Origin of the sequence: Streptomyces sp. NPDC021012 (assembly GCF_044333355.1) — a bacterium.
GTDB lineage: Bacteria > Actinomycetota > Actinomycetes > Streptomycetales > Streptomycetaceae > Streptomyces.
Genome location: NZ_JBIRQU010000005.1, coordinates 152,157 through 173,388 on the forward strand (window position 1 = coordinate 152,157; position 21,232 = coordinate 173,388).

General features: G+C 71.4%; 22 protein-coding genes. 16 read left to right on the forward strand and 6 right to left on the reverse strand.

Translation table 11 applies throughout. The features are described from left to right. The first annotated feature begins 102 nt into the window (after positions 1-102). Positions 103-501: an ATP-binding protein gene (locus tag ACH4TP_RS18140; RefSeq protein WP_398438510.1), complete on the forward strand. Its 399-nt coding sequence runs from the start codon at positions 103-105 to the stop codon at positions 499-501. A 78-nt stretch (positions 502-579) separates the two neighbouring features. Next, a complete protein-coding gene (locus ACH4TP_RS18145; protein ID WP_398438511.1) occupies positions 580-1,089 on the forward strand; it encodes an STAS domain-containing protein in 510 nt (169 codons plus the stop codon). Here the strand turns inward: ACH4TP_RS18145 and ACH4TP_RS18150 are convergent. Next, the gene (locus tag ACH4TP_RS18150; protein ID WP_398438512.1) at positions 1,023-1,532 is read right to left on the reverse strand and encodes a DUF5994 family protein; all 510 of its coding nucleotides are present in this window, start codon (positions 1,530-1,532) and stop codon (positions 1,023-1,025) included. The two genes, ACH4TP_RS18145 and ACH4TP_RS18150, sit on opposite strands and share 67 nt — an antisense overlap. 649 nt (positions 1,533-2,181) lie before the next feature. On the opposite strand from ACH4TP_RS18150, the gene ACH4TP_RS18155 reads away from it, so the two are divergent. The 5 genes from ACH4TP_RS18155 (at position 2,182) to ACH4TP_RS18175 (ending at position 5,056) form a co-directional block, all read left to right on the forward strand. Further along, a complete protein-coding gene (locus ACH4TP_RS18155) occupies positions 2,182-3,387 on the forward strand; it encodes a PP2C family protein-serine/threonine phosphatase (RefSeq protein ID WP_398438513.1) in 1,206 nt (401 codons plus the stop codon). Between the two features lie 217 nt (positions 3,388-3,604). Beyond that, positions 3,605-4,159 (forward strand): DUF5994 family protein, encoded by a 555-nt coding sequence (locus ACH4TP_RS18160; protein ID WP_398438514.1) that lies wholly within the window; start codon positions 3,605-3,607, stop codon positions 4,157-4,159. A 4-nt stretch (positions 4,160-4,163) separates the two neighbouring features. Next, positions 4,164-4,373 carry a hypothetical protein gene (locus tag ACH4TP_RS18165; protein ID WP_398438515.1) on the forward strand — a complete coding sequence of 70 codons (210 nt, stop codon included), beginning with the start codon at positions 4,164-4,166 and terminating at the stop codon, positions 4,371-4,373. A 106-nt stretch (positions 4,374-4,479) separates the two neighbouring features. Then, a complete protein-coding gene (locus tag ACH4TP_RS18170) occupies positions 4,480-4,746 on the forward strand; it encodes a hypothetical protein (RefSeq protein WP_376412505.1) in 267 nt (88 codons plus the stop codon). 37 nt (positions 4,747-4,783) lie between these two features. Beyond that, complete coding sequence (locus ACH4TP_RS18175) at positions 4,784-5,056, forward strand: hypothetical protein (protein WP_398438516.1); 273 nt, start codon at positions 4,784-4,786, stop codon at positions 5,054-5,056. 458 nt (positions 5,057-5,514) lie between these two features. Here ACH4TP_RS18175 and ACH4TP_RS18180 read toward each other — a convergent pair whose 3' ends face one another. Next, complete coding sequence (locus tag ACH4TP_RS18180; protein ID WP_398438517.1) at positions 5,515-5,937, reverse strand: STAS domain-containing protein; 423 nt, start codon at positions 5,935-5,937, stop codon at positions 5,515-5,517. Between the two features lie 689 nt (positions 5,938-6,626). Between ACH4TP_RS18180 and ACH4TP_RS18185 the strand changes: the two genes are divergently transcribed. After that, complete coding sequence (locus ACH4TP_RS18185) at positions 6,627-6,911, forward strand: hypothetical protein (RefSeq protein WP_398438518.1); 285 nt, start codon at positions 6,627-6,629, stop codon at positions 6,909-6,911. 361 nt (positions 6,912-7,272) lie between these two features. On the opposite strand, the gene ACH4TP_RS18190 is transcribed toward ACH4TP_RS18185, so the two are convergent. Next, positions 7,273-9,471 (reverse strand): FG-GAP-like repeat-containing protein, encoded by a 2,199-nt coding sequence (locus ACH4TP_RS18190; protein ID WP_398438519.1) that lies wholly within the window; start codon positions 9,469-9,471, stop codon positions 7,273-7,275. Positions 9,472-10,144: 673 nt separating this feature from the next. On the opposite strand from ACH4TP_RS18190, the gene ACH4TP_RS18195 reads away from it, so the two are divergent. The 8 genes from ACH4TP_RS18195 (at position 10,145) to ACH4TP_RS18230 (ending at position 19,612) form a co-directional block, all read left to right on the forward strand. Continuing rightward, positions 10,145-10,348 carry a cold-shock protein gene (locus ACH4TP_RS18195; protein ID WP_045556499.1) on the forward strand — a complete coding sequence of 68 codons (204 nt, stop codon included), beginning with the start codon at positions 10,145-10,147 and terminating at the stop codon, positions 10,346-10,348. Between the two features lie 341 nt (positions 10,349-10,689). After that, entirely contained in the window at positions 10,690-12,204 is a 1,515-nt protein-coding gene (locus ACH4TP_RS18200) for a DEAD/DEAH box helicase (RefSeq protein ID WP_398438520.1), read from the forward strand. 80 nt (positions 12,205-12,284) lie between these two features. Next, positions 12,285-12,686: a hypothetical protein gene (locus ACH4TP_RS18205; protein ID WP_389222883.1), complete on the forward strand. Its 402-nt coding sequence runs from the start codon at positions 12,285-12,287 to the stop codon at positions 12,684-12,686. Positions 12,687-12,757: 71 nt separating this feature from the next. Beyond that, on the forward strand, positions 12,758-13,069 hold the full coding sequence (locus tag ACH4TP_RS18210) for an SCO5918 family protein (protein WP_389222881.1): 312 nt from the start codon (positions 12,758-12,760) through the stop codon (positions 13,067-13,069). Between the two features lie 886 nt (positions 13,070-13,955). Continuing rightward, complete coding sequence (locus ACH4TP_RS18215) at positions 13,956-14,294, forward strand: MerR family transcriptional regulator (RefSeq protein ID WP_046910300.1); 339 nt, start codon at positions 13,956-13,958, stop codon at positions 14,292-14,294. Positions 14,295-14,795: 501 nt separating this feature from the next. After that, positions 14,796-15,491 carry a hypothetical protein gene (locus tag ACH4TP_RS18220; protein WP_398438521.1) on the forward strand — a complete coding sequence of 232 codons (696 nt, stop codon included), beginning with the start codon at positions 14,796-14,798 and terminating at the stop codon, positions 15,489-15,491. A 344-nt stretch (positions 15,492-15,835) separates the two neighbouring features. Continuing rightward, complete coding sequence (locus tag ACH4TP_RS18225; protein WP_398438522.1) at positions 15,836-18,472, forward strand: glycosyl hydrolase; 2,637 nt, start codon at positions 15,836-15,838, stop codon at positions 18,470-18,472. Between the two features lie 618 nt (positions 18,473-19,090). Beyond that, positions 19,091-19,612 carry a hypothetical protein gene (locus tag ACH4TP_RS18230; RefSeq protein ID WP_389222875.1) on the forward strand — a complete coding sequence of 174 codons (522 nt, stop codon included), beginning with the start codon at positions 19,091-19,093 and terminating at the stop codon, positions 19,610-19,612. A 59-nt stretch (positions 19,613-19,671) separates the two neighbouring features. On the opposite strand, the gene ACH4TP_RS18235 is transcribed toward ACH4TP_RS18230, so the two are convergent. The 3 genes from ACH4TP_RS18235 to ACH4TP_RS18245 form a co-directional block, all read right to left on the reverse strand. Further along, a complete protein-coding gene (locus ACH4TP_RS18235) occupies positions 19,672-19,884 on the reverse strand; it encodes a DUF4287 domain-containing protein (protein ID WP_398438523.1) in 213 nt (70 codons plus the stop codon). A gap of 62 nt (positions 19,885-19,946) precedes the next feature. Then, positions 19,947-20,627: a DUF998 domain-containing protein gene (locus tag ACH4TP_RS18240; RefSeq protein WP_398181413.1), complete on the reverse strand. Its 681-nt coding sequence runs from the start codon at positions 20,625-20,627 to the stop codon at positions 19,947-19,949. 53 nt (positions 20,628-20,680) lie between these two features. Next, positions 20,681-21,232 carry a dihydrofolate reductase family protein gene (locus tag ACH4TP_RS18245; RefSeq protein ID WP_398181410.1) on the reverse strand — a complete coding sequence of 184 codons (552 nt, stop codon included), beginning with the start codon at positions 21,230-21,232 and terminating at the stop codon, positions 20,681-20,683.

Sequence of the window (21,232 nt, forward strand, 5' to 3'; positions counted from 1 at the left end):
GTCCGGGAACCGCCGTTTCCCTGCGGGTCTGCGCATCGGCGGCCCGGATCTGGGCAGACGGCCCCGTAAGAGCTGGCGCCCTAGCTCGCGGAGAGGACCGACATGGCGGCCTCGATTCGACGGCACTGCACCATCCGTGGCCCGTGGGCCGCCGCCGAGGCACGCCGCGAGATGCACGGCCTCGTGGCCGATGCCCTCCTGGCGGGCGAGGCGGTCAGCGAGGTGACCGAGGCCGACGCGATGCTGGTGGTCAGCGAACTGGTGAGCAACGCCCTCCGTCATGCCGGAGGCGGATGCTCCGTGGACCTCACCCTGCGACCGGACGCCATGGACATCGACGTGAGCGATCAAAGCCGCGGACCACCGCATCCCAGGAGCCCCAGCCCTGACGGGGACGGCGGATACGGCTGGGGCATCATCGCCCGTCTGACCAGCGAGCTGACCGTGATGTGCCACGGAAGCGGCAAGACCGTCCATGCCCGGATCGACCTACCCCGCTGACAGACGATGACGCGGGGACGCACACTGGAAAAACAGCCGAAGGATCCTCAAGCCAGCTCACACAGGCGAGGGGGTCGAATGGTGATGGAAGCGAACGACCCACGAATCCCGAGCAGCGAGGCGCCGCGTGTCTCCCTCCACTCCGCGCGGCGCGTCTACCGAGCGGTGAACGGATACGCACGCGTCGAGCGTGTGGGCAACGAGGCATCCTCGACGTGGTTTCTCCGCGCGGCGGGCGAGTTCGACGCCGACACCGCCGCTTGCCTGCGCGAGGCAGTCGGCGATGCCCGCCGGGACGACGCCGAGCGAATCCTGCTCGATGTCTCCCAGGTGGGCTTCGGGGACTCCACCTTCCTCCACGCACTGGTCGAGGCGCATCGCGGACCCGCCGGGCTCGTCCTCGTCGGGCCGCTTCCCTTCCGGATCCGGCGCCTGTTCGAGATCACGGGCACTCTGCGTCTGTTCCCCCTCGCGACGGACCGCGGCGCCTCCGGCTTCGTCTGCTCCTTGCCCGTCTCTGATCAGGCCGGCTGCCGCGGCGGGCCCGCCGACCGTGGCGGCCCGGCGAGGAGGATCTCGGCGGCCTGAGTGGCGTTGTCGGCGTGGACGGCGCGGGCCATGGCCGTGCGGGCGGCCTCCGGTGGTGTGTCCGGCGGGACGACCATCAGGGAGAAGTGGTCGTTGTCGCCGCGGGTGACCAGGACGGTGTCGTCGCCGACGGGGAAGGAGTCGAGGTGCACGACCCGGCCGTCGACCACCAGGCGGGTCGGGATGCCGTTCCAGGCGGAGTCGTCCAGGCCGACCCGGGTGATGGGCCCGAGGTGCTCGGTCAGGGCGGTGATCAGCGGCGGGAGTTCCCGCTCGACGTCACGCGAGCGCGGCCACCACGCGCCGTCCAGAAGGCTCTGCCGGGACCCCGTCGTCTCCATCCGGAGCAGCGCGGTGCCCGGCCCGACCGACCGGTGGATCTCGTCCGGCAGGAGGCGCTGGGGCGCCGGGACGTGGTGGGGGGAAACGTTTGCGTCGGTCATGGTGGTCCGCCCGTCCACGGGTGGTGCCGCTTCCGCCCGGGTCGGTGCCGCAGCGGACGCCGGGCCGGCGGGCGGGGCGACGGCCCCGCACTTTCACCGTACTCCGGGAGGACGCGCGGACGCGCAGCTCTCCGTCGGGGAACCGATCGGCGCCCGGGCTCCGGACGTACCGTGGACGTATGGAGGCGTACCCGCCTCACTTCGGTCGCCCGGGCAGGCCCCGGCGGGAAGGACGGTGCCGTCCTGGACCGCAACGAGCCGGACGCCGAAGCCCCGCCGCCGCCGGGGACGCCGGACTCCGGATCGCCTCTGCCTCCACGGACGCCGCCCGCAGAGTGGCCGACACCCCGCGCCACCGTCTCGCCGACGGTGAGCAGCGCGGCTACCCCGCCCCGGGCAAGGGCACGGGCCTCCGTCTCACCGTCGACACCACCCGCACCGCCGGGCCGGGCCCGACTGACCACCGGCCGTCCCCAGCGGGGCACCGGGCCCCACGCCGAGGGACCCTGACCGGGCAGCCGGAGTCGGCGGATGCGCGTGGCGGCCCCGGCCTCCGCGAAGCATCCTGGAAGCCGCACCGCGATGCCGACGGATCCGCCCCCGTCCACCGGACCAGGGCGTCGCCCCGCCGCCCGCCTGGAGGCCCCGGATGACCGTCGGACCGCACGAGGACGGGGATCCCAACCGCTCGGAGAGCTTCGGGGAGATGCTGCTGGGCGGGCTCCTGGACCATGCCCACGCGCTGCCGCCCGACCGGGTGGGACCCGCCCTCGCCGATGCGGTGGCCCGGATCGGGGGCCGCGAGGTGCGGATCCTGCTCCAGGACTACGGGCAGCGGAATCTGGTCCCCCTCGCCGGGGACGGGCTGGAGGACGGCGATCCCCTGCCGATCGACGGTTCGGCGGCCGGCCGGTGCTTCCTCACCTCGCGCCCGGTCGAGAGGGCGCTGGCCGACGGGGTGCGGGTCCACATCCCGCTGCTGGACGGCGGCGACCAGGCCGGCGTCCTCGCCGTCACCCTGGACGCGGTCGACGACGACGCCCGCCGCATCCTGCGCAGGCTCGGCGCCCTGGCCGCCGCCACACTGCAGACCAAGAACGGCTACACCGACCTCTTCTTCCGCACCCGCCGCGGCGAACCGATGAGCGTCGCCGCCGAGATCCAGTGGTCGCTCCTGCCGCCGCTCGCCATGACGATGCCCCGCGTCGCCGTCGCAGGAGTCCTGGAACCCGCCTACGACGTGGCCGGCGACAGCTTCGACTACGCCCTGAACGGCGACATCCTCCACCTCGCCATGATCGACGCCATGGGCCACGGCCTCGACGCCGCGACCATGGCGACCGTCGCCATCGGGGCCTACCGGCACGCCCGCCGCACCAGCGTCGAACTCTCCGAGATCTACCTCTTCATGGACCGGGCCGTCGCCGAGCAGTTCGCCCCCGACCACTTCGTCACCGCCCAGATGCTGCGGCTCGACACCGACACCGGCCGCCTCCAGTGGGTCAACGCCGGACACCCCGCCCCCATGCTGATCCGCCACCACCGCGTCGTACGCCGCCTCGACAGCCCCACCACCCTCCCCGTCGGCTTCGGCGGAGACCAGCCGCAGGTCAGCGAGGTGGCACTGCTGCCCGGGGACCGGATTCTCTGCTTCACCGACGGCCTGGTCGAGGAACACGAGAGCGGGCAGGAGGAGTTCGGCGAGGACCAGCTGATCAACTGGGTGAATCAGCTGGACAGGGCGGACCGGGAGGTACACGCGGTGGCGCGGGACCTGTCCCACACCCTCAAGCGGGCACGTGGCGAGGCCACTTCGGACGACGCCACGCTCCTCCTGGTCGAGTGGCGCGGGTGACGGAGGGACGTGCCGCGGGGTGAGGTCACCGACGCCGACCGGGCGGATGCTCCCGGCCCGGGAAATCGGCTGGACGGACGCCACTCGTCCGCCCCCGGCGCGGAGTAGGCTGAAGGTACCGGGAGTAACTCGAACACCCGCTCCCACGCGGACGTCGTTTCCGGCGATCAAGACACTGGGCCGCCCTGCAGGGCGGCCCGGAGACGGGTCCGCGATCATGACCACCACCCTCGCACCCTCGCATTCGGCGCGCCTTTCGGTGACGCCGAAGACCACACTCGCCGGTCTCCTGGACGGCGCCTGGTGGCCTCGCTCGCGTGACCTCGCCGCTGAGCTTCCGCCCCTGGTCGACGCGCTGGAAGAGCGCTTCGGACGCATCACACGGGTCACGGTGAACCCCACCCGCTGGCCCGTCGTCCCGCACAAGGTCGCCGTCGCCGGGCACACCGTGCACGTCGGCTGGTTCACCGAACAGGATCCCGACAAGATGATCCTGCTCTCCTACACCGTCGGCCGCGTCGACCTGCTGGTGATACCGCCCGAGACCGAACCCGCCGCGGCCACCCGGCTCATGGCGGCCGCCGCCGTCCCCGGCAGCGTCCTCACCGCCGGTGTCCTGATGTCCGACGAAGCCGCGACCGGCCGTCGCATGCGCGACGCCCGCAGCGGCGAGGACGCCTGGGAGACGGACGGAGGAGCCGCCCTGCCGCCCCTCCGGCACCCGGTCGTCGGCGCGCGGATGATTCCGCTGCCGAAGAACACGCGGTGGTGACGACATGGAGACCCTGATCGCGCTCGCGGCCGTCGCCGTGCTGATCACGCTCGGCACGCGCCTTGTCCACCGGCTCAACGCCCAGCACGACGCACGCATCGCCGCCCGCCACTACAGCGACCCCTTCCCGGCCATCTTCCGACCGCCCGGTCACAGCCCCCACACGCCGACAGAGCAAGCCGCCCGCCGCAGGGCCACGGGCACCTGGCCCTGACCGCTCCAGAGACCACTCCTCCGACCGAAGGCCGCGGGTGGGGCACCCGACACCCGGGACAACCCACCCGCCGGCCTCTCGCTCGCCCGTGAAGGGACCACGCCCCTTGTACCGCACCGACACCGCGGCCCTGCCCTCGGCCGGACAGGCCGAGATCCGCATCGTCGCCGCCACCCCCGAAGCCGCCCGCGCGGTCGCCGAGGTGATCCGCCGCTCGTTCGCCGGGACGGAACAGCGCAGCTACCCCGTCCTCGACGGCGGCACCCGGCTCCACCTCTCCGTCGACACCGAAACCGCCGCAGAGCCCGCCCGCTCCTGGCTCACCACCAGCAGATCGTCTCCTCTCACCGGCACCCACGTCGACGAAGTCTGAGCGGAATCGGACCTTCACACGACGAAAGGACTCGGTCATGGCCACACTCCGCGAGCGACAGGGGTACCGCGACCGGATCCTGATCGCCCTCTACGAAGCCACCGCAGGCAACCGCCTCCTCGGCGTCCCGGGACGGAAGCTGCGCAACGACCTGCGCATCCCGGAGGAAGACCTGGCCGCCGCCTGCACCTACCTCACCGGCGAGGGCCTGATCAGCGTCGACTGGGAACCGGGCAACACACCCGCGATGGTCTCCCTCACCCACCAGGGAATCCTCCGCATGGAGGCCGAAGAACAAGAGCGCGGCTGAGCCGGACCACCCCGACGTCCCGCTCTCACCCGGCCCGCCCGGCCGAGAAGTCGTACGATTGAACACGGATCGAGCACGCTCACGTGTGACGATCCGGAAGGGCGGCCCCGACGGAGTGAATGCGCCGGGGCCGTTGTGACGACCGCCGCCAGGCCCGCGCACCCGGCGTCTCGGACGTGGCACCGGCCGGTACGTCGGCGCCCGTCGTCCCTCGCGACGCCAGTCAGCGCCGGCCCGGAGATCCGCCGTCGGGGCCCGCGCGCTGTCGCGGGCCCCAACCCCTTCCATCGTCTATTGCATGGTGCAGTGGAGCGGGGGCGCCAGGCGGCAGTGGATCAGGGTCCTGCGAGGTGCGGGTCGCGGAGGCGGGGCGGAACGGCGGTGCCCTGGTTCGCGCGGTTCCCCGTGTGCGAGGAGAACCGCTGCGAGCATCGGGACGCAGGTCAGGAGCAGGAACGTCATGACCGGCCTGCCGCCGTCAGGGAGCCGGCATGGGCCCGCTGCCGTCGTACTGGTGCAGCGGCGTTCAGAAGGTGCTGAACGGCCCGGGATCGGTTCGCGAGTCTGAGACGGCGTCCCTGCTGGGGCCACCAGTCGAGGACGGCCAGGAAGCCGGAGTCGCAGAAGGTGACCCGGGAGGTGTCCAGGACGAGCCCGGTGCAGCCGTCGTCGGCCGCCGAGGCCAGCAGTGCCCGCAGCGGGGCGGCGCTGAAGTGGTCGATCTCTCCGGCGAGGCGGAGGACCAGGGTGGTGCCGAGGGTGGTGCAGGAGTCGACGACTATGACACCGGGCGCGGTGTCCGCGCCCGAGTCGTGCACGACAGGAGCAGCGGGGGCGGCGAGAGCGGCGGACAGTATCGGTGCGGCGCTTGAAGTACTCACGTCCCCATCAACACCTCCCGCCCGGGGACGGGGAACGAGCCACGCGACCCTTTCACCCCATGTGACCAGCATCGATCCCCGACAAGGGGGAAAGATTCCACCCGAACGAGGCAGGCGGACGTCCATGACGCGACCGCTGTCCTCCGGAATCGCCGGGACCGCGCCCCGAGGGGGACCGGCTGTGAGGGGGAGCCGTCTCCCCGGGCACCCTGCTGGAAACCTGTTGCGTGCCCCTTCCGTGCCCTTCAAAGCGGTGAACAGCGGTCACCAGGGGTGCGGGCGGAACCCCTCGGAACACCCTGCGAAGATGCTTGCCCGCAGGTCAGAGGCCATATTGGCGGCCAAGGGGTCGGTGATTCCCAAGCTTATGGCGCGGGTTCGATTCCCCTCATCCGCTCTTCTACGAAGCCCCAGGTCAGCGACCTGGGGCTTTTCGTTTTGCTGTCGCGCCGGTCCAGCCGGTGCCGGCGGCCTGCACCCGGCCGGGGTCGGTGGACTCGTGCGCCGGGCGAAGGCCGTGCCGGGGAGCGCAGTGGTCGGGGGACGGATCGGGCAGGCGGTTGGGCCCAATGGCCCCCTGATCTGCCCTTCCGGTCTCTGGTGGCACCGTGCGCGCCGCGTCGAGGATCGGAGGTGAAGGCGGGTCGCCGCAGCAGGCGCGGAGGCCCCGAGGCAAGGAGGCGAGAACGATGGACGAGCTCGGGCGAGCGGAGTGGTTCGTCCTCGGCGTCACGGGCATGGCGCTGGCCACGGCCGCCCATGCCGCGGTCGGTGCGGCACACATCACCAGGGAGATGCTGCGGGCTTCGACCGGCGGGAACCCCGGTTCGGACGGTTCGGACTTCCAGGTGGACAGCGGCCCTGGCGGCTGGATCCTGTTCGGCACCCTGATCGTGGCGAGCGGAGCCATCTACCACGTCGTGTCCGGAGTCAGCACGGTCGTCAAGGAGATCGTGCACGTGACGCCTCGGTGAGCGGCCCCGACTCGACGCGGGCGGCACGAAGCCGGGAAGGCCCCTGCCGCCACGTGCCGGCAGTCGCGGTGAACAGCGGTCGGCCACGGACCCCCACGAGCAGCCAGAAATTCTCTAAAGCTGACGTTCCCGCAGGTAAGACGACATACGTACGCCCAAGTACCGGGTGATTTCAAAGCTTATGGCGCGGGTTCGATTCCCTTCATCCGCTCTTGAACGAAGGCCCAGTTCAGAGACCTGGGCCTTCGTTGTTGTCCGCAGCGTGAAGTTCGTGGCGATGCGGACGAAGGAGGAGGGCCGCACCCGTACGGGGGGGGAGGCCGGGTGTTGCCGCGGCCTCCCCTCCCCGCGTCCGGCGGGGTCAGAACACGAGGTCCGACGTGTTCGCGTTGACCTGCTCGAGGTACATGACCTCGCCGGTCCGGAACGGGACCTTCCAGTCGCCGGTGCTCTTGTACAGCTTCGGCGTCTGGTAGGACGCGCCGAGGCCCATGAGGTCGGGGCGCCCGTCGCCGTCCGCGTCACCGGCGGCGATCAGCGGGCGGAACGCGTTCCAGCCGCTGCCGATCTTCGTGCGGGGCGCGAACGAGCCGTCGCCCTTGCCCAGGTAGAGCCAGAGGGCACCGTCCTTGTCACGGGCGACGACATCGCCGGCGGTACCGCCCGCGATATTGCCGACGGCCGTGATGTCGTTGTAAATCCCCCAGCCGGTGCCGAGCTTCTTGCGGGGGAGGAACGGCTTCGTGGCGTTGCCGGTGCCGGTGTAGAGCCAGAGCACACCGGACCTGTCGGTGGCGAGCGCGTCCACGCGGCCGTCGTTGGTCAGGTCGCTGCCGGATGTGATCTTGTCGTAGACCTGCCAGCCACCACCGACCTGGACCCGGGCGGCGAAGTCGCCGGTGCCCTTGCCCTGGTACAGCCAGAGCACGCCGGACTTGTCGCGGGCCAGGAGGTCCCCGACCGGCGTGCCGCCCAGGTTGTCGGCGGCCTCGATCCGGTCGTAGACGCCCCAGCCCGAACCGAGGTAGGTCCTGGCCCCGGCCTCGTTGATGCCGCGCCACTCGTCGATCGGACGGTAGAAGAGGTCCGTGCGCCACAGGCGGCCGGCGGAGTCCCGGCTGAGCAGGTCGGGGCTGCCGTTGTCGTTGAAGTCGTGCGGCTGCGCCTTGCGGACGACCTTGAACGTACCGCCGGCGGTGACGGCCGGGCCGATGCCGTTGACCGGCTCTCCGGTCAACTCCCAGGTGTAGTCGCCGTTGGGGACGTCCTCGTCCCAGTTGTTGCCGACCCAGGCGAACGCCGGCGTGCTGCTGCTGGGCACCACGGTCAGGTCGTGGGTCTTCCCGGTCCGCACATGGCGGACGGTGAGCTTCGGGTTCCGCACCTGGCGGGACAGCGTCCACCTGAAGGTGAACCCGTCGACCTGGTCGAGGTCGAGGACCGCCGGGGGCACGGTGGAATCCGTGACGACGACCTCGGTGGGCTCGCCGGTCGCCGCGACCAGCTCGGCCTTCAGGGGCTCGCCGCCCGTGGCCGCGATCCGGTACATGCCCTCGCCCCGGCCGACGAGGCCACCGCGCGCGTACAGGCTGCCGTCGGGGGCGGACGTGAACTCGTAGGCGTGGTCGAGGACCTTCACCGTCGCCTTGGTGGTGACGTTGTAGGCGGTGATGGCGTGGTGGACGCTGGGCTGGACGAAGTCCATGCCGCCCTTCTGCCCGTACAGGACCCAGTCGCCGACCAGGCCGACCTGGAGGTTGCCGAGCGACGGCACCGGGGGCACCGGAGCCTCCTGCACGGTGCCGGTTGACCGGTCCGCGACGAAGACCCGGGGGCCCTGGTCCGTCGCCGAGCCGGTGGACCAGGCGGTGTGGGTCGCGGAGACCGCCTGTGCGCCGATCCCGGTGGCGCCGGGGGTGAGGACGCCGGTGGCGAGGTCGAGGAGGCCCCACTTGCCCAGCCCGTTCTGCGTGAAGGTGACCTTGGCGTGGGCGGGGGTGGCAGGCGTGACCATGACGGAGGCCGCGTCGGCGGGCAGGCCGGTGACCGTCACGGTGGGAGCCTCGTCGACGTGCTTGCGGAGCACCGTGCCCGCCTCGGTGACGATGGTCGTGAAGACGGCATCACCCGCCGCGCCCGCCCACTTCGCGTCACCCGTCAGGGAACCGACGGGGACCTCCAGGGATCCGTTCGTCGCCAGATTCCGCTGCGTGATCCCGTACGCGCCCCTGAAGACCAGGAAGTCGGTCGTCGGCGTCGACCGCAGGTACACGGCGCCGTCGTACGCCTGCCCGGTGCCGTCCGAATAGCGCCGGAAGGTCGTGATGCCGGTGTTGGAGGTCGTCAGGAAGCCGGCCACGCCGGCCCCGACGAGCCTGCTGCTCTTGGGGTACGCGATCGGATCCGTGGCCGTCGTCGCGTTCGCCACGAGTGCCCCGCCCGAGACCGAAGCGGCGTACGCGGGAGCGGTCAGGGCGGTCGCCCCGAGTGTGACGGCGAGAACGGTGGTGACGGCGCCGACGAGCCGCCGTCGCGTCGAACGGGTCAGGGGCACGGGCATTCCTCCCGAAAACATCAAGCGCACCATGCGCCTCACCAGTTCAGACACCCGAGCAGTCAGATGGTTGTACGTCTCCAGGGCCCGCATCCGGGATCCGGCAGGGCCGGGGCCCACGCCAACCCCCCGGGGCTATCCGGGGGGGGGGTTGTTTGGGGGGCCGGCGGGGGGGGGGGGCCCCCCCCCCCCCCGGCCCCCGCACCCCCCGCCCTCTACGTTTTTTTGCCGCCGCCCCGCCCCCCGCGCCCCCCCCGCGGCGCCCCCCCCCCCCCCCGCCGCGGGCGCCCGGGGGGGGGGGGGGGGGGGGGCCCCCGGCCCTGCCGGAGGGAGGCACCACCCCCTCCGCGTGCCCCGTCCCTCCGGAAAACTCCGCTCAGGGTGAATCAATATCTACGCTCGCGGACCGAGAGTTTAACGACTCCCGCGGGGAGAGTATTTACTCCGACACTCGGAGGGGGAAATTATTTACACGCCGAATCCCTGCGACGTGCTACTGTCGATCTCAGTTGCAGTTTTGGTACCCACAAAATCCAGGCATCCCTGTTCGATCCTCATGCGATCTTCATGACGCAGGAGATGCCTTGCACTTCCGGTCATCTTCCGGTCGGGGCATCATCGCGGCGACACGGAGTCCGCACAGTGCGGAATCCGACGTAATGCCCAAGGGAGAAATAGCATGGCTGCTGGTACCGTGAAGTGGTTCAACGCGGAAAAGGGATTCGGCTTCATCGAGCAGGACGGTGGCGGCCCCGACGTGTTCGCCCACTACTCGAACATCGCCGCCCAGGGCTTCCGCGAGCTGCTTGAAGGCCAGAAGGTCACCTTCGACATCGCGCAGGGCCAGAAGGGCCCGACGGCCGAGAACATCGTTCCCGCCTGAAACTGACGCGCAGTTCGTAGCTGGGGCCCGCATCCCTCGGGGTGCGGGCCCCAGCTGCACGCGTTTTCCGGCAGCGTTCCAGTGGCAGGGCGTCCGTCGACGACCGTTGCCCACGGGCCCCGGGAACATCGCCGCTTCGAACCCGCGTTCCGCAGGCGCCCCGGGATCCGGACGCCCGCTCCACGGCACCCCGGTTCGCGTTTAAGCGCCTGTGCGCCGGCACGAATTACAGGCGCGCGGAATTTCCTGCTCATTCCCATCGGCCCGTTCTTGCGGTTCCCCGCGCTGCTCCGATCCTGGGGGAATTTCTTGGTGACGTGCCGCATCAAGGAAGGTTCTGAATGAACCCCACGCGTACGAACAGCCGCTCCTCACGAGGCCGCCGACGCACCGGCGGCTCCGGGTTCGGTCCCAGCGTCGCTCCCGTCCGGGCCGGTCGCTTCGGTCCGTCCGCCCTCAGTCGTGCCGGAAGCCCGAGCCGTTCGGGCGGCCACAGCCGACGACCCGCCGCGGTACAGGGAGAGTTCGCCCTCCCGAAGACGATCACTCCCGCGCTGCCTTCCGTCGAGGCCTTCGGCGAGCTCGACATGCCCAGGGAGCTCCTGGCCGAGCTCACCGCGCAGGGCGTGTCCGTGCCGTTCCCGATCCAGGGCGCGACCCTGCCGAACTCCCTCGTGGGTCGTGACGTGCTGGGCCGCGGCCGGACCGGCTCCGGCAAGACGCTCGCCTTCGGCCTGGCGCTCCTCGCCCGCACCGCCGGGCAACGCGCCGAGCCCCGTCGACCGCTCGCCCTGGTCCTCGTCCCCACACGCGAGCTGGCCCAGCAGGTGACCGACGCCCTCACGCCCTACGCGCGCGCCGTCAGGCTGCGCCTGGCGACCGTGGTCGGCGGCATGCCCATCGGGCGCCAGGCCCGCGCCCTGCGCGGGGGTGCCGAAGTGGTCATCGCCACGCCCGGTCGCCTGGGGGACCTCATCGACCGGGGCGACTGCGGGCTGAGCCAGGTCGCGATCTCGGTCCTGGACGAGGCCGACCAGATGGCCGACATGGGATTCATGCCCCAGGTCACCGCTCTCCTGGACCAGGTGCGCGCCGAAGGCCAGCGGATGCTGTTCTCCGCCACCCTGGACCGCAACATCGACCTCCTGGTCCGCCGGTACCTCACCGACCCTGTCGTCCACTCCGTCGACGCCTCCCAGGGCGCGGTCACCACGATGGAACACCACCTCCTGCTCGTGCACGGCGCGGACAAGCACCGGGTGACGACGGAGATCGCGGCGCGCGAGAGCCGGGTGATCATGTTCCTGGACACCAAGCACGCCGTGGACCGGCTCACCCAGGACCTCCTCGACAGCGGGGTGCGCGCCGCGGCGCTCCACGGCGGCAAGTCCCAGCCCCAGCGCACCCGCACCCTCACCCAGTTCAAGACCGGACACGTCACCGTCCTGGTCGCCACGAACGTCGCCGCCCGCGGCATCCACGTCGACAACCTCGACCTCGTCGTCAACGTGGACCCGCCGACCGACCACAAGGACTACCTCCACCGCGGCGGCCGCACCGCCCGCGCGGGCGAGTCCGGCAGCGTCGTCACCCTGGTCACCTCCAGCCAGCGCCGCGGCCTGACCCGCCTCATGGACGACGCGGGCATCTCCCCCCGGATCACCCAGGTCCGCTCCGGCGAGGAAGCCCTCCACCGGATCACCGGCGCCCGGACCCCTTCCGGCGTCCCGGTCACGATCACCGCGCCGGCGCCCGCACCCGCGCCCGAGCGGCGCAAGCGCGGCCCGGTGTCCCGCGGTCGGCACGGTGCCACCGCGGCGGCCCGTCGCGCGAGCGCGCAGCGGTCCGGCACGTGAGTCGACGGCGGTCCGCGATCGTCCTGGCGGTCCGTACGTCACGCGATCAGCAAACCGATCCCATCCCCGCAGGAGGCATTGTGACGCCCGTTCAGACGCGGCCCCGCTCGGTGGACGCCACCCCCGCGGACAGGAAGGCGGACTGCGCCACGGACACGGCCGCACCGCGGGTCGGTGACGACATGACCGTGGAAGTGGCCCTGTCCGTCGTGATCAGTGCCCGCACGGGGCATCTGCTCATCTGTGACGACGACGGCCTGTGTACCCGGCTCGTCACCCGGGCCCAGCTCGCCGCCGTCCGTGACAGCAGCGCGTACACGGATCGCATCCGGCTGCGCGACGTCCCCGGCGACCACGGGCCGTCGCCCTCACCCCACATCCCGATGGCTCCCGCCGGACACCCGACGGGAAACGGTCGGAGCGGCACCCCGCCCGTGTCGGCCGGCCAGGGCCGCGCTCCGGTCGTCTTCGCCCCCGTCTGAACCGACTTCCCCCAGCCGGTCCCTTCTCCCGCTCCTCCTCCCTCTTCTCCCTCTTCTCCCTGTGAGGCACCATGCGTTGTGTCATCGCCCGGTTCCCCTTCGACCTGACCAAGAGCGGCGTCCTGGAGTCCATGAAGGGCGTCAAGCCCGAGCCGGTCACCGGCGCATCCGTGATCATCGGCCGCCGTACCTACCCCGCCAAGCAGGTCGGCCAGGTCATCACCCGCCAGGACCGCCGCGACTTCAGCGCCGACGAAGTCCTGAGGGCCATGGCCCGGCTCGGCTTCACCTGCCGCGGGCCTCACGACGCCGGAGCCCCCGCTCCCGGCCTCACCCCGGTCCAGCAGGCATCCACTCTGCTCGGCACATCGGCCGCCGCCTGACCGACACGGCCGGCGCGAGCCGCCACCGCGACAGCCAAGGGCCCGACCGGCACACGTGCCGGTCGGGCCCTTCCTCGTACGGCCGAGTTCCCGGCAGCGCCGTGTCGTGGGCGGAGTAGTTCAAGTCCCCCATGGTCCAGGCGGTGACCTCCACGATCGCGACGCGGTCCATCCCACCCGTCTCGGGGATCCCCGCCCTGCCCTGACCGTGCCGGCCGCACCACCCGGCGCCTGAGCTGCGGCGCCCGGCGGCTCTCCACGTCCTGAACCGGCGGCGAAGGACTGTCTCCCCTCTCCGTGCTCAAAAATCTATGTCGGCCAGAGTAGACATTCGGCTGTGCCGCGCGTACGGTTTCTCTCGTAACCCCGCGAGACAAGAGAGCCCGGCAGAGATGAACTGCCGGGCAGCAGTACCCGCAGGTGCAGTTGGCAGAACGGTGCGGTGGCGGAGTTCCGAAGCCAGGATTGTGGGAAGACGGCGACGGGACTGGCGACCGCACCGGGGGGCCCGCAGTGATCAGGGGCCGCCGCGAACGGGACCGCCGGCACGGAAATCCCGGCGCCCGTCAGTGCAGTACGCAGGAAAGCGGGACCAGCAGTACGCCCGCTGGAAAGCAGTTGATCGCCGACGGAAGAACGGAGGGACCGAGCGCCATCAGGATCGCCCGGGCGTAAGCCTTGAGCTCGGGTACCGCAGGACATCGATAGCGAGGTGGTCTCCGGTCAAGCAACCGCGATCCCCGGATGCCCGACAGTGTCTCGGTCGGGCGCACGGAAACAGAAGGCCGGTGCAGTATCGGTACCGGCAGATGGTGTAGTAGTTCCTCGGGGCCCTGGTGTCAGTACGGCACCAGGGCCCCTCCACGCGTTCATCGGAGAGGTGCAAGTGACAGCAGACAACTCCTACGACCGTCTCGACGACGACGACTACCCGGCCTACACGATGGGTCGGGCCGCCGAGATGATCGGCACCACCCAGGGATTCCTGCGCGCTCTCGGCGAAGCGCGCCTCATCACTCCACTCCGCTCCGCCGGCGGCCACCGCCGCTACTCCCGCTATCAGCTGCGCATCGCGGCTCGCGCCCGGGAGCTGGTCGACCAGGGCACCCCCATCGAGGCGGCCTGCCGCATCATCATCCTCGAAGACCAGCTCGAGGAAGCCCAGCGCATCAACGCCGAGTACCGCCGCGCCGCCGAATCCTCCTCCACGCCGCCCTCGGACTGAGTCCAGCGAGCCGGTCGGTACCGCCGCGCCCTGCTTCGATACGGGTTCCCACCCTCCGCGCCCGGCCGGTGCCCCGGGACAGTCGCTCGGGCTCGTCACCCTCCAGTGGAGCCCGCCCTGGTAGCCGGGCCCTCGGGCTCGGCGGCGGTGGGCGGAGCGGCGCGTGAGCCCGATGCCCCAGGTGGGGTCCGCCACGAGCAGCACGACACCGCACGACGTCGACCGCCGTGCCACAACGTGCCAGTGGCGGCGGTGACCAGCGATCGACAGGCGGCGGCCCCGGACAGTCCGCCCCCACCCTCGGCATCCATTTCCGCAGGTCAAACGCCGCATGCCGGCTCAAGCACCGGGTGGTTCCCAAGCTTATGGAGCGGGTTCGATTCCCGTCATCCACTCTTGAACGAAGCCCCGGGTCAGAGACCCGGGGCTTCGTCGTTGTCTGGAGCTGTCGGGGGCTGCCACGCCGTCCTGCCCCTGTGGGAGCCGGGCGACGAGGAGGCCGTGGCCGACAACGCACGACTCCTGACCCCTGGCGTATCGCCGGCCCAGGCGTCCCGGGGTGAGCACCAGGGGCTGACGATCCTCACCACGTCCGGCCTCACGCTGGACCTGTGGCGCATCGGGAACGTCTACGCGTCGCCGGACTCGCGCGACGCGGACCACGAGCACTTCGCACCGCTCTTCGAGGCGTCGGGGGGCCTCGGCCTGCACTCCGAGCCGGAGGAGTGCCTGGTGAGCGGTGACCAGGTCGTCATCATCGACCGGGTGCGGATCGCTCCGGCGTGGCGTGGGCCGGGCGGGGTCGGACGGTTGCCGATCGGCCGCATGCTCCGCCAGGTGGCCGGCCGGGCGGCGATCGTGGCGACCCATCCGTACCCGATCGACATCCCGGTCGGCGAACGGGACGACGCCACACGGGAAGCGCGGGAAAAGGCCGTGGTCCAGCGCGCTTGGCAGTCCTGGGGTTCGCGTCCTTCCGCGAGGAGGTGTCAAGGACGCGTCCCGAAGCAACCTTGGCCGACTTCGAGCGTCGCTTGCGTGACCGGGTCGACGCCCTGGAAGCGGAGCTTGAGGCGAACGAAAGCGCGGCCGGGCGGCCGTCTTCACCAAGCCCCTGCCGGGCCCCTCGCCGACCCCGAACGCCAGCGCGCGTTCAAGCACCGGGAGTCGCAGCGTCCTTCGAGCCACCGACGCTGAACTGCCCTGCCTCCGCGCTTACGGCCCGCGCTGAAGAACGCCAGGGGGCTGGAACGTGCGATGACGTCCCTGCTCGCCGATTTCAGGCTTCCCGAGCAGTGGGTTGCGACTCCATGGTTGCTCGTCGGGCCGCGCGGGCCTTCGCGGAGGGGGTGCCGGCGGCCCCGCGAGCCCACTCGACCCGTTCCCGGCCGCCGCCGTGCCGCGGCGGACCTCGGAGTCCGCCCCGTATCGCATAATGACAGGTTCTAGTCAAAGACTTGCCCAAGTGTCGGACGTCTCCGCCCGCTGGTGATCAGGTCTTCCCCGACAGCTGTACGACCACCCTTTTGTCGGAGGATCTGGTGTCAGCACCAACCCGTGGAAGACGATGGCTCACGATCTGCGCCATCACCGCATCCGCCGGACTCGTCGCGATACCCGCGAGCGCCGCACCCGGCGGGCACAACGACCCCTTCGGGGTCCGTACGCTCGACCGACTCGCCCAGGAGCGGCAGCAGTCGGCGGGGGCCATGAGCCCCACGCTGACGGCGGAAGAAGGCGACGACGGCAACGAGGCCGACGAGATCGCCGAGGGCGCCGACCAGTACGCCGAGGCCCGCACCTCGCCCGGCGTCGTCGCGCCGGGCGCATATGGCTCCGCATGGAACGCTCTGACCAATCTGACCGGCACCGACGGCAGTTGGCGGCACGTCACGAACCGCCCTTACGACTCCGACGACCCGCGCTACCGCGACATCGACTCCAACTCCAGCGGCGGCGCAGGCAAGGTCACCGGACGGATGGCCGCGGTGGCCGCCGACGACGACGGGTACGTGTACGCGGGCAGCGCGGGCGGCGGGGTGTGGCGGTCGCGCACCGGCGGCGGGCACTGGCAGCCCATCAGCGACCGGTTGCCTTCGCAGTCCACCGGCGCGCTCGCGCTCGACGGAACCGGGCGGCTCTGGCTGGGCACGGGCGAGGCCAACACCAACGCGGACGCCTACCTCGGCAGCGGCGTGTACGTGCTGTCCGACCCTCAGCACGGCACCTTCTCCGCACGCAGCCGGGTGGGCGGCGACGAGCTGGAGTCCACCACCGTCCGCCAACTGCGCTTCGGCGGCGGCAAGGTGTGGGCGGCGACCGGCAAGGGCGTGTGGAGCCACTCCACGAAGACGCTCAGCGGCGCCTGGAAGCTGGAGTTCGCCCCCAACCCCGATTACCTGCCGGGCGGTTCGAAGGCGAACGACGACAGCGCCGCGTACAAGAACATCGCCAACGACATCGCGATCGACCCGAAGGATCCCTCCAAGGTGATCCTCGCCGTCGGTTGGCGCAGCGGTGACGACTACAACGGCTTCTACACCAAGACCGGCGGCAGCTGGCAGCCGATCACTAGCGGCTTCGGCGACCTGCCGACCGACGCGGACAACGTCGGCACGGTCACCTTCGCCCGCTCCGCCGACGGCTCGCGCTACTACGCCGTCGACCAGTCGCCCGAGCAGATGGCCACCAACCCGGACAGCGGCCTCGGCGGCATCTACAGCGCCGCCTCGCCCTTCGGCCCCTGGAAGAAGATCGCCGGCTACGAGCAGCTGGCCGCCGACGGCTCGGCACTCACCTCCAGCGGCTACATGCCGGGCGTACAGGCCTGGTACAACCAGTTCCTGACCGTCGACCCGGCCGACCCCCAGCACGTGTACGCGGGCCTGGAGGAGGTCCACGAGACCAAGGACGGCGGCGCCACCTGGTCGGCCGTCGGCCCGTACTGGAACTTCGGCTTCGCCTGCTGGGCCATCGACCCCGCCAAGCAGACCGGCGACTGCCACCAGACCACCCACCCCGACCAGCACGGCGTCGCCATCGGCCGCTACCACGGCAAGAGCTTCGTGTACGTCGGCAACGACGGCGGCGTCTACAAGCGCCCGGTGAGCGGCGCCCAGGACGCCTCCGGTCACGCCACCGACTGGACCTCCCTCAACGACGGCACGATCGACACCCTGCAGTACTACTCGGTGGGCGTCGGCAAGGACCTCGACCACGGCGGCCTGTCCGTCACCGGCGGCCTGCAGGACAACGGCCAGTCCGTTCTGCGCAGCAACGACACCGTCATGGGCTCCAACTTCGGCGGCGACGGCGGCGACACCCTCACCGACCCCGCCAACGGCTGCAACATCGCCGAGGAGTACGTCTACCTCAGCGTCCAGATCACCCAGAACTGCGCGGTGAACGACGGAAGCTGGACCGGCGACGCCGCCAAGGCCACCTCGTACAACGTCGCCCCGGCCGACAACGCCACCAGCGAGGCCCGCTTCATCGCGCCCCTCGCCGCCGACATGAAGAACAGCTCGACGTGGATCGCGGGCGGCCGGCACGTCTGGGTGCAGACCAAGGGCTACGCCATCCGCAGCGGCAACGAGTGGCAGAGCGCGTACGACCTCGGCGCTCACCGCACCGCGACCGCCGTCGCGGCCTCGGGCGGCAAGGTCTACGCGGCCTGGTGCGGCCCCTGCAACAACCAGGGCTTCACCCGTGGCATCTCCGTCGGCAACGCCGACGGCACCGGCTGGCACGACGTGAACCTGCCCGTGGACGGAACCGTGCCCAACCGCTACCTCAGCGGCTTCGCCATCGACCCGGAGAACGCCGACCACGTCTACCTCGCGGTCAACGGCTTCTCCCGGCACTGGACCGAGGGCCCCGGCGCCGGCGTCGGCCACGTCTTCGAGTCCACCGACGGCGGCACCACCTGGAAGGACGTCTCCACCAACCTCCCCGACGTACCGGCCGACTCCGCGGTCGTCACGCCCAACGGCGGCCTCGCCCTCGCCACCGACCTCGGCGTCGTCTACCGCGCCCCGGGCCGCACGACCTGGCAGCGCCTCGGCTCGCTTCCCGCCGTCGCCGTGCTCCAGCTGAAGCTGGGCCCGGACGGCAGCACCCTGTACGCGGCCACGCACGGCCGCGGCATCTACTCGTTCAAGGTCCGCGACCTCGACTGACACGGTCGTCCAGCCGCCCGTGACACGGAGGGGTGAGCCCGGCTTCCCGGGGTCACCCCTCCTTCGCGTGGGGCACCACACTCACGCCGGGCGTGAAGGCGACACGCTCCGGATCCGCCACGTCCGGCGCCTCCACCAGCGCGGTGACCTCGGCCGCACCGGCGCGCGTGCTCGCGGCGGACGCCTCCCAGGAGGTCTTCGACGAGTACCTGACGCAGGACCCGCTCGGTCTCGCACCCGGCCCCGGCCCCTCGGCCTACGTGCACGACCCGCGCACCTGGGCCGACCCGCTGGGCCTCGCCCCTACGACCCGCTGCGCGAGGGGTACACCTCGTCGCCGGGGTTCGAGCGGGACCCCTGCCACCCCGACGTCGTCGAGCAGCGCATCAAGGAAAACCGCGACCGCCACGGCATCGACGTGGAGAACCCCCACCCGGGCCGACGGCCGGGGCAGCTGCACTTCCGGGACCGGAGCGACAAGGGTGCGAAGTGCCCGTTCGACTTCGAGTCCGGGAAGTTCGAGGGTCCCCCACGGAGCATCGAGAAGGCAGTCGGCAACAACCCCGCTTTCATCGCGGGCATCAGGAAGGGTCTCGCCGCACTCGGCGAAGGGTGGACGTGCGCACCAACCAGTGGATGAGGAAACTCCTGACGGACGCGGACCTCACCGGTCTCTCCCCGTCGGACGTCCCCCCGATGTTCCAGGAGGTCGTCGAGCGCGGCTGGTCGGTGACGGGGAGCGGTGCGCGGGTGCTGACCGACCTCCTCCCCGACCCTGCCGGGTCGTACTTCGACCGCCTGGCGGAGGAGACCACGGTCAACGGCCGCGGGATGACGGACTACGACCTCCCCACCGAGCCCGCCGCCGCCAACGAGCGCGCGAACGTGCTGCTGCGCCGCTGCCTCGCCTACGCCGCCGGCTGCCTGCGGGCGGCGCGCGACCACTTCGGCGACGACCGGGTGCGGGCGTACGTCTCCCTGTCCCTCGGCGGCCTCGACGACGACCTCCTGACCGCCCAGGTCACGTTCTGCACCCCCCTGCCGGACACCCCGCCCTACATCGCCGACCTCGAACAGGTGGGGGACGCCGCCGTGGCGGAGCTCTCCGTGCACGACCGCCCTGGCGGGGACGCGGCATGACGGGGGCATCCGTGCCACGACGTGACCGGAGCCGCCTCGCCGACGGCCGTGTCCGCGGGTCAGGTTCCGCTGTTCTCGGCGAGGGTGTGCGCGACGAGCGCGTTGGCGTGGCCGTGGCCCAGGCCGTGCTCGGTCTTGAGCCAGGAGACGAGCTCCATGTGCTTGGTCAGGGGTGAGGAGCGGATCTGGTCCTTCCACTCGGGGATCGGACGGCCGTACTTCTTCTCGATCGAGGGGAAGTAGCTGGCGGGGCCCTTCACGGGTTCGGTCATGGTGCTGGTTCCTGTCCACTAGTGCTTGATGATCTTGGATTGTCGCTCTGCCAGGGGGGTGGTCACCGCCGCTCGGGGGGCGTCGTGACCAGCAGTCGGGCGGTGACGGCGCTGAGTGCGAGCAGGCCGAGTCCCGCTCCGGCGGTGAAGGCCGCGACGGTGGCGGCGGAGGCGGCGAATCCGGCGAGGACGCCGACCGGCAGGAGGCGGGCGGCGAGGGCCCAGCCGCGCTGCCCGCGGGCGGCGAAGTGCCGGGCGAGTACGAGGAAGGCGGCGCACAGCGCGAGGTAGCCGACCGTCCCGGCGAGCATGTGGACGGTGCCGTGTGCGCTCAGCGAGGTGACCCGGTCCTCGGGAGCACCGGCGGGGAACCCGGCCCCCGGGTCGGCGCGGAAGACCCCGGCGACGAGGAACGAGGCGCCGAACACGCCGAGCAGCCGGGGCGCCCAGGTGCCGCCCGGCGTACCGCGCAGCGCCCGGCGCATCGCGAGCGCGCCGCCGATGACCAGCAGGCCGGTCAGCAGGAAGGCGGTGACCTGGATCCAGCCGAGGTCGCCGAGGCTGAGCTGGCTGAGGGCGTTGCGGGTGAAGTCGAACCCGTCCCGGGTCAGGCCCTGGGCCAGGCCCGCCGCGAGGAAGAGCGGGCCCGCCGCGATGCCGGCGGCCGGCAGGAGCCGTGAGGCCGGGCGGGCCGGGGACGGGGTCGCGGCGAGAACGGCCGGGGAGTCGAGCGTCTGGGACATGCGGAGGTCTCTCCTAGGCGTGGGCGTGGGCACGGGCGGGGCGGCCGGACGGGTCAGCGCGGCTGGGGGGTGTAGTGGGCCTCGATGACGCCGTTGGCGAAGGCGCGCGTGCCCGCCAGGCGCATGGGGATCTGCTCGCCGTCGGCGAGGGTGCGGCCGGTGCCGGCGATGACGGGCGCGATCTGCAGGTAGAGGTCGTCCAGCAGGCCGTTGCCCATGAGCCACTGGACGAGGGTGATGCTGCCGCCGACGTTGATGTTGCCGCCGGGCCGCTCCTTGAGGGCCCGGATCCGGCCGGCGATGTCGTCGCCCGTGATCAGGTGGCTGCCCTGCCACGGGCCGACCTCGGTGAGGGTGGAGGAGACGACGTACTTCGGAGCGGCGTTCAGCCAGTCGGCGGTGGGCACCTGCTCGCTGGTGACGTGCGGGAAGAACGAGCTCCACAGCTGGTAGGTGCCGCGGCCCAGCAGGGCGGTGTCGGCGTCGTCGAACAGCCGGGTCACCGCCTCGGCCGCCTCACCGGTGTTGTAGGGCATGCCCCACTTCTCCGGGCCCTCCACGACTCCGTCCAGAGACATGAACAGGCCCGCGACAATCTTCCGCAT

Bases quoted from the DNA above. Each gene is read 5' to 3' on its own strand.
- ACH4TP_RS18190 (WP_398438519.1), bottom strand. From the start codon at position 9,471: ATGCCCGTGCCCCTGACCCGTTCGACGCGACGGCGGCTCGTCGGCGCC.
- ACH4TP_RS18140 (WP_398438510.1), top strand. From the start codon at position 103: ATGGCGGCCTCGATTCGACGGCACTGCACCATCCGTGGCCCGTGGGCC.
- ACH4TP_RS18165 (WP_398438515.1), top strand. From the start codon at position 4,164: ATGGAGACCCTGATCGCGCTCGCGGCCGTCGCCGTGCTGATCACGCTC.
- ACH4TP_RS18210 (WP_389222881.1), top strand. From the start codon at position 12,758: ATGCGTTGTGTCATCGCCCGGTTCCCCTTCGACCTGACCAAGAGCGGC.
- ACH4TP_RS18175 (WP_398438516.1), top strand. From the start codon at position 4,784: ATGGCCACACTCCGCGAGCGACAGGGGTACCGCGACCGGATCCTGATC.
- ACH4TP_RS18185 (WP_398438518.1), top strand. From the start codon at position 6,627: ATGGACGAGCTCGGGCGAGCGGAGTGGTTCGTCCTCGGCGTCACGGGC.
- ACH4TP_RS18155 (WP_398438513.1), top strand. From the start codon at position 2,182: ATGACCGTCGGACCGCACGAGGACGGGGATCCCAACCGCTCGGAGAGC.
- ACH4TP_RS18240 (WP_398181413.1), bottom strand. From the start codon at position 20,627: ATGTCCCAGACGCTCGACTCCCCGGCCGTTCTCGCCGCGACCCCGTCC.
- ACH4TP_RS18200 (WP_398438520.1), top strand. From the start codon at position 10,690: ATGAACCCCACGCGTACGAACAGCCGCTCCTCACGAGGCCGCCGACGC.
- ACH4TP_RS18235 (WP_398438523.1), bottom strand. From the start codon at position 19,884: ATGACCGAACCCGTGAAGGGCCCCGCCAGCTACTTCCCCTCGATCGAG.
- ACH4TP_RS18160 (WP_398438514.1), top strand. From the start codon at position 3,605: ATGACCACCACCCTCGCACCCTCGCATTCGGCGCGCCTTTCGGTGACG.
- ACH4TP_RS18150 (WP_398438512.1), bottom strand. From the start codon at position 1,532: ATGACCGACGCAAACGTTTCCCCCCACCACGTCCCGGCGCCCCAGCGC.
- ACH4TP_RS18145 (WP_398438511.1), top strand. From the start codon at position 580: ATGGTGATGGAAGCGAACGACCCACGAATCCCGAGCAGCGAGGCGCCG.
- ACH4TP_RS18195 (WP_045556499.1), top strand. From the start codon at position 10,145: ATGGCTGCTGGTACCGTGAAGTGGTTCAACGCGGAAAAGGGATTCGGC.
- ACH4TP_RS18245 (WP_398181410.1), bottom strand. From the start codon at position 21,232: ATGCGGAAGATTGTCGCGGGCCTGTTCATGTCTCTGGACGGAGTCGTG.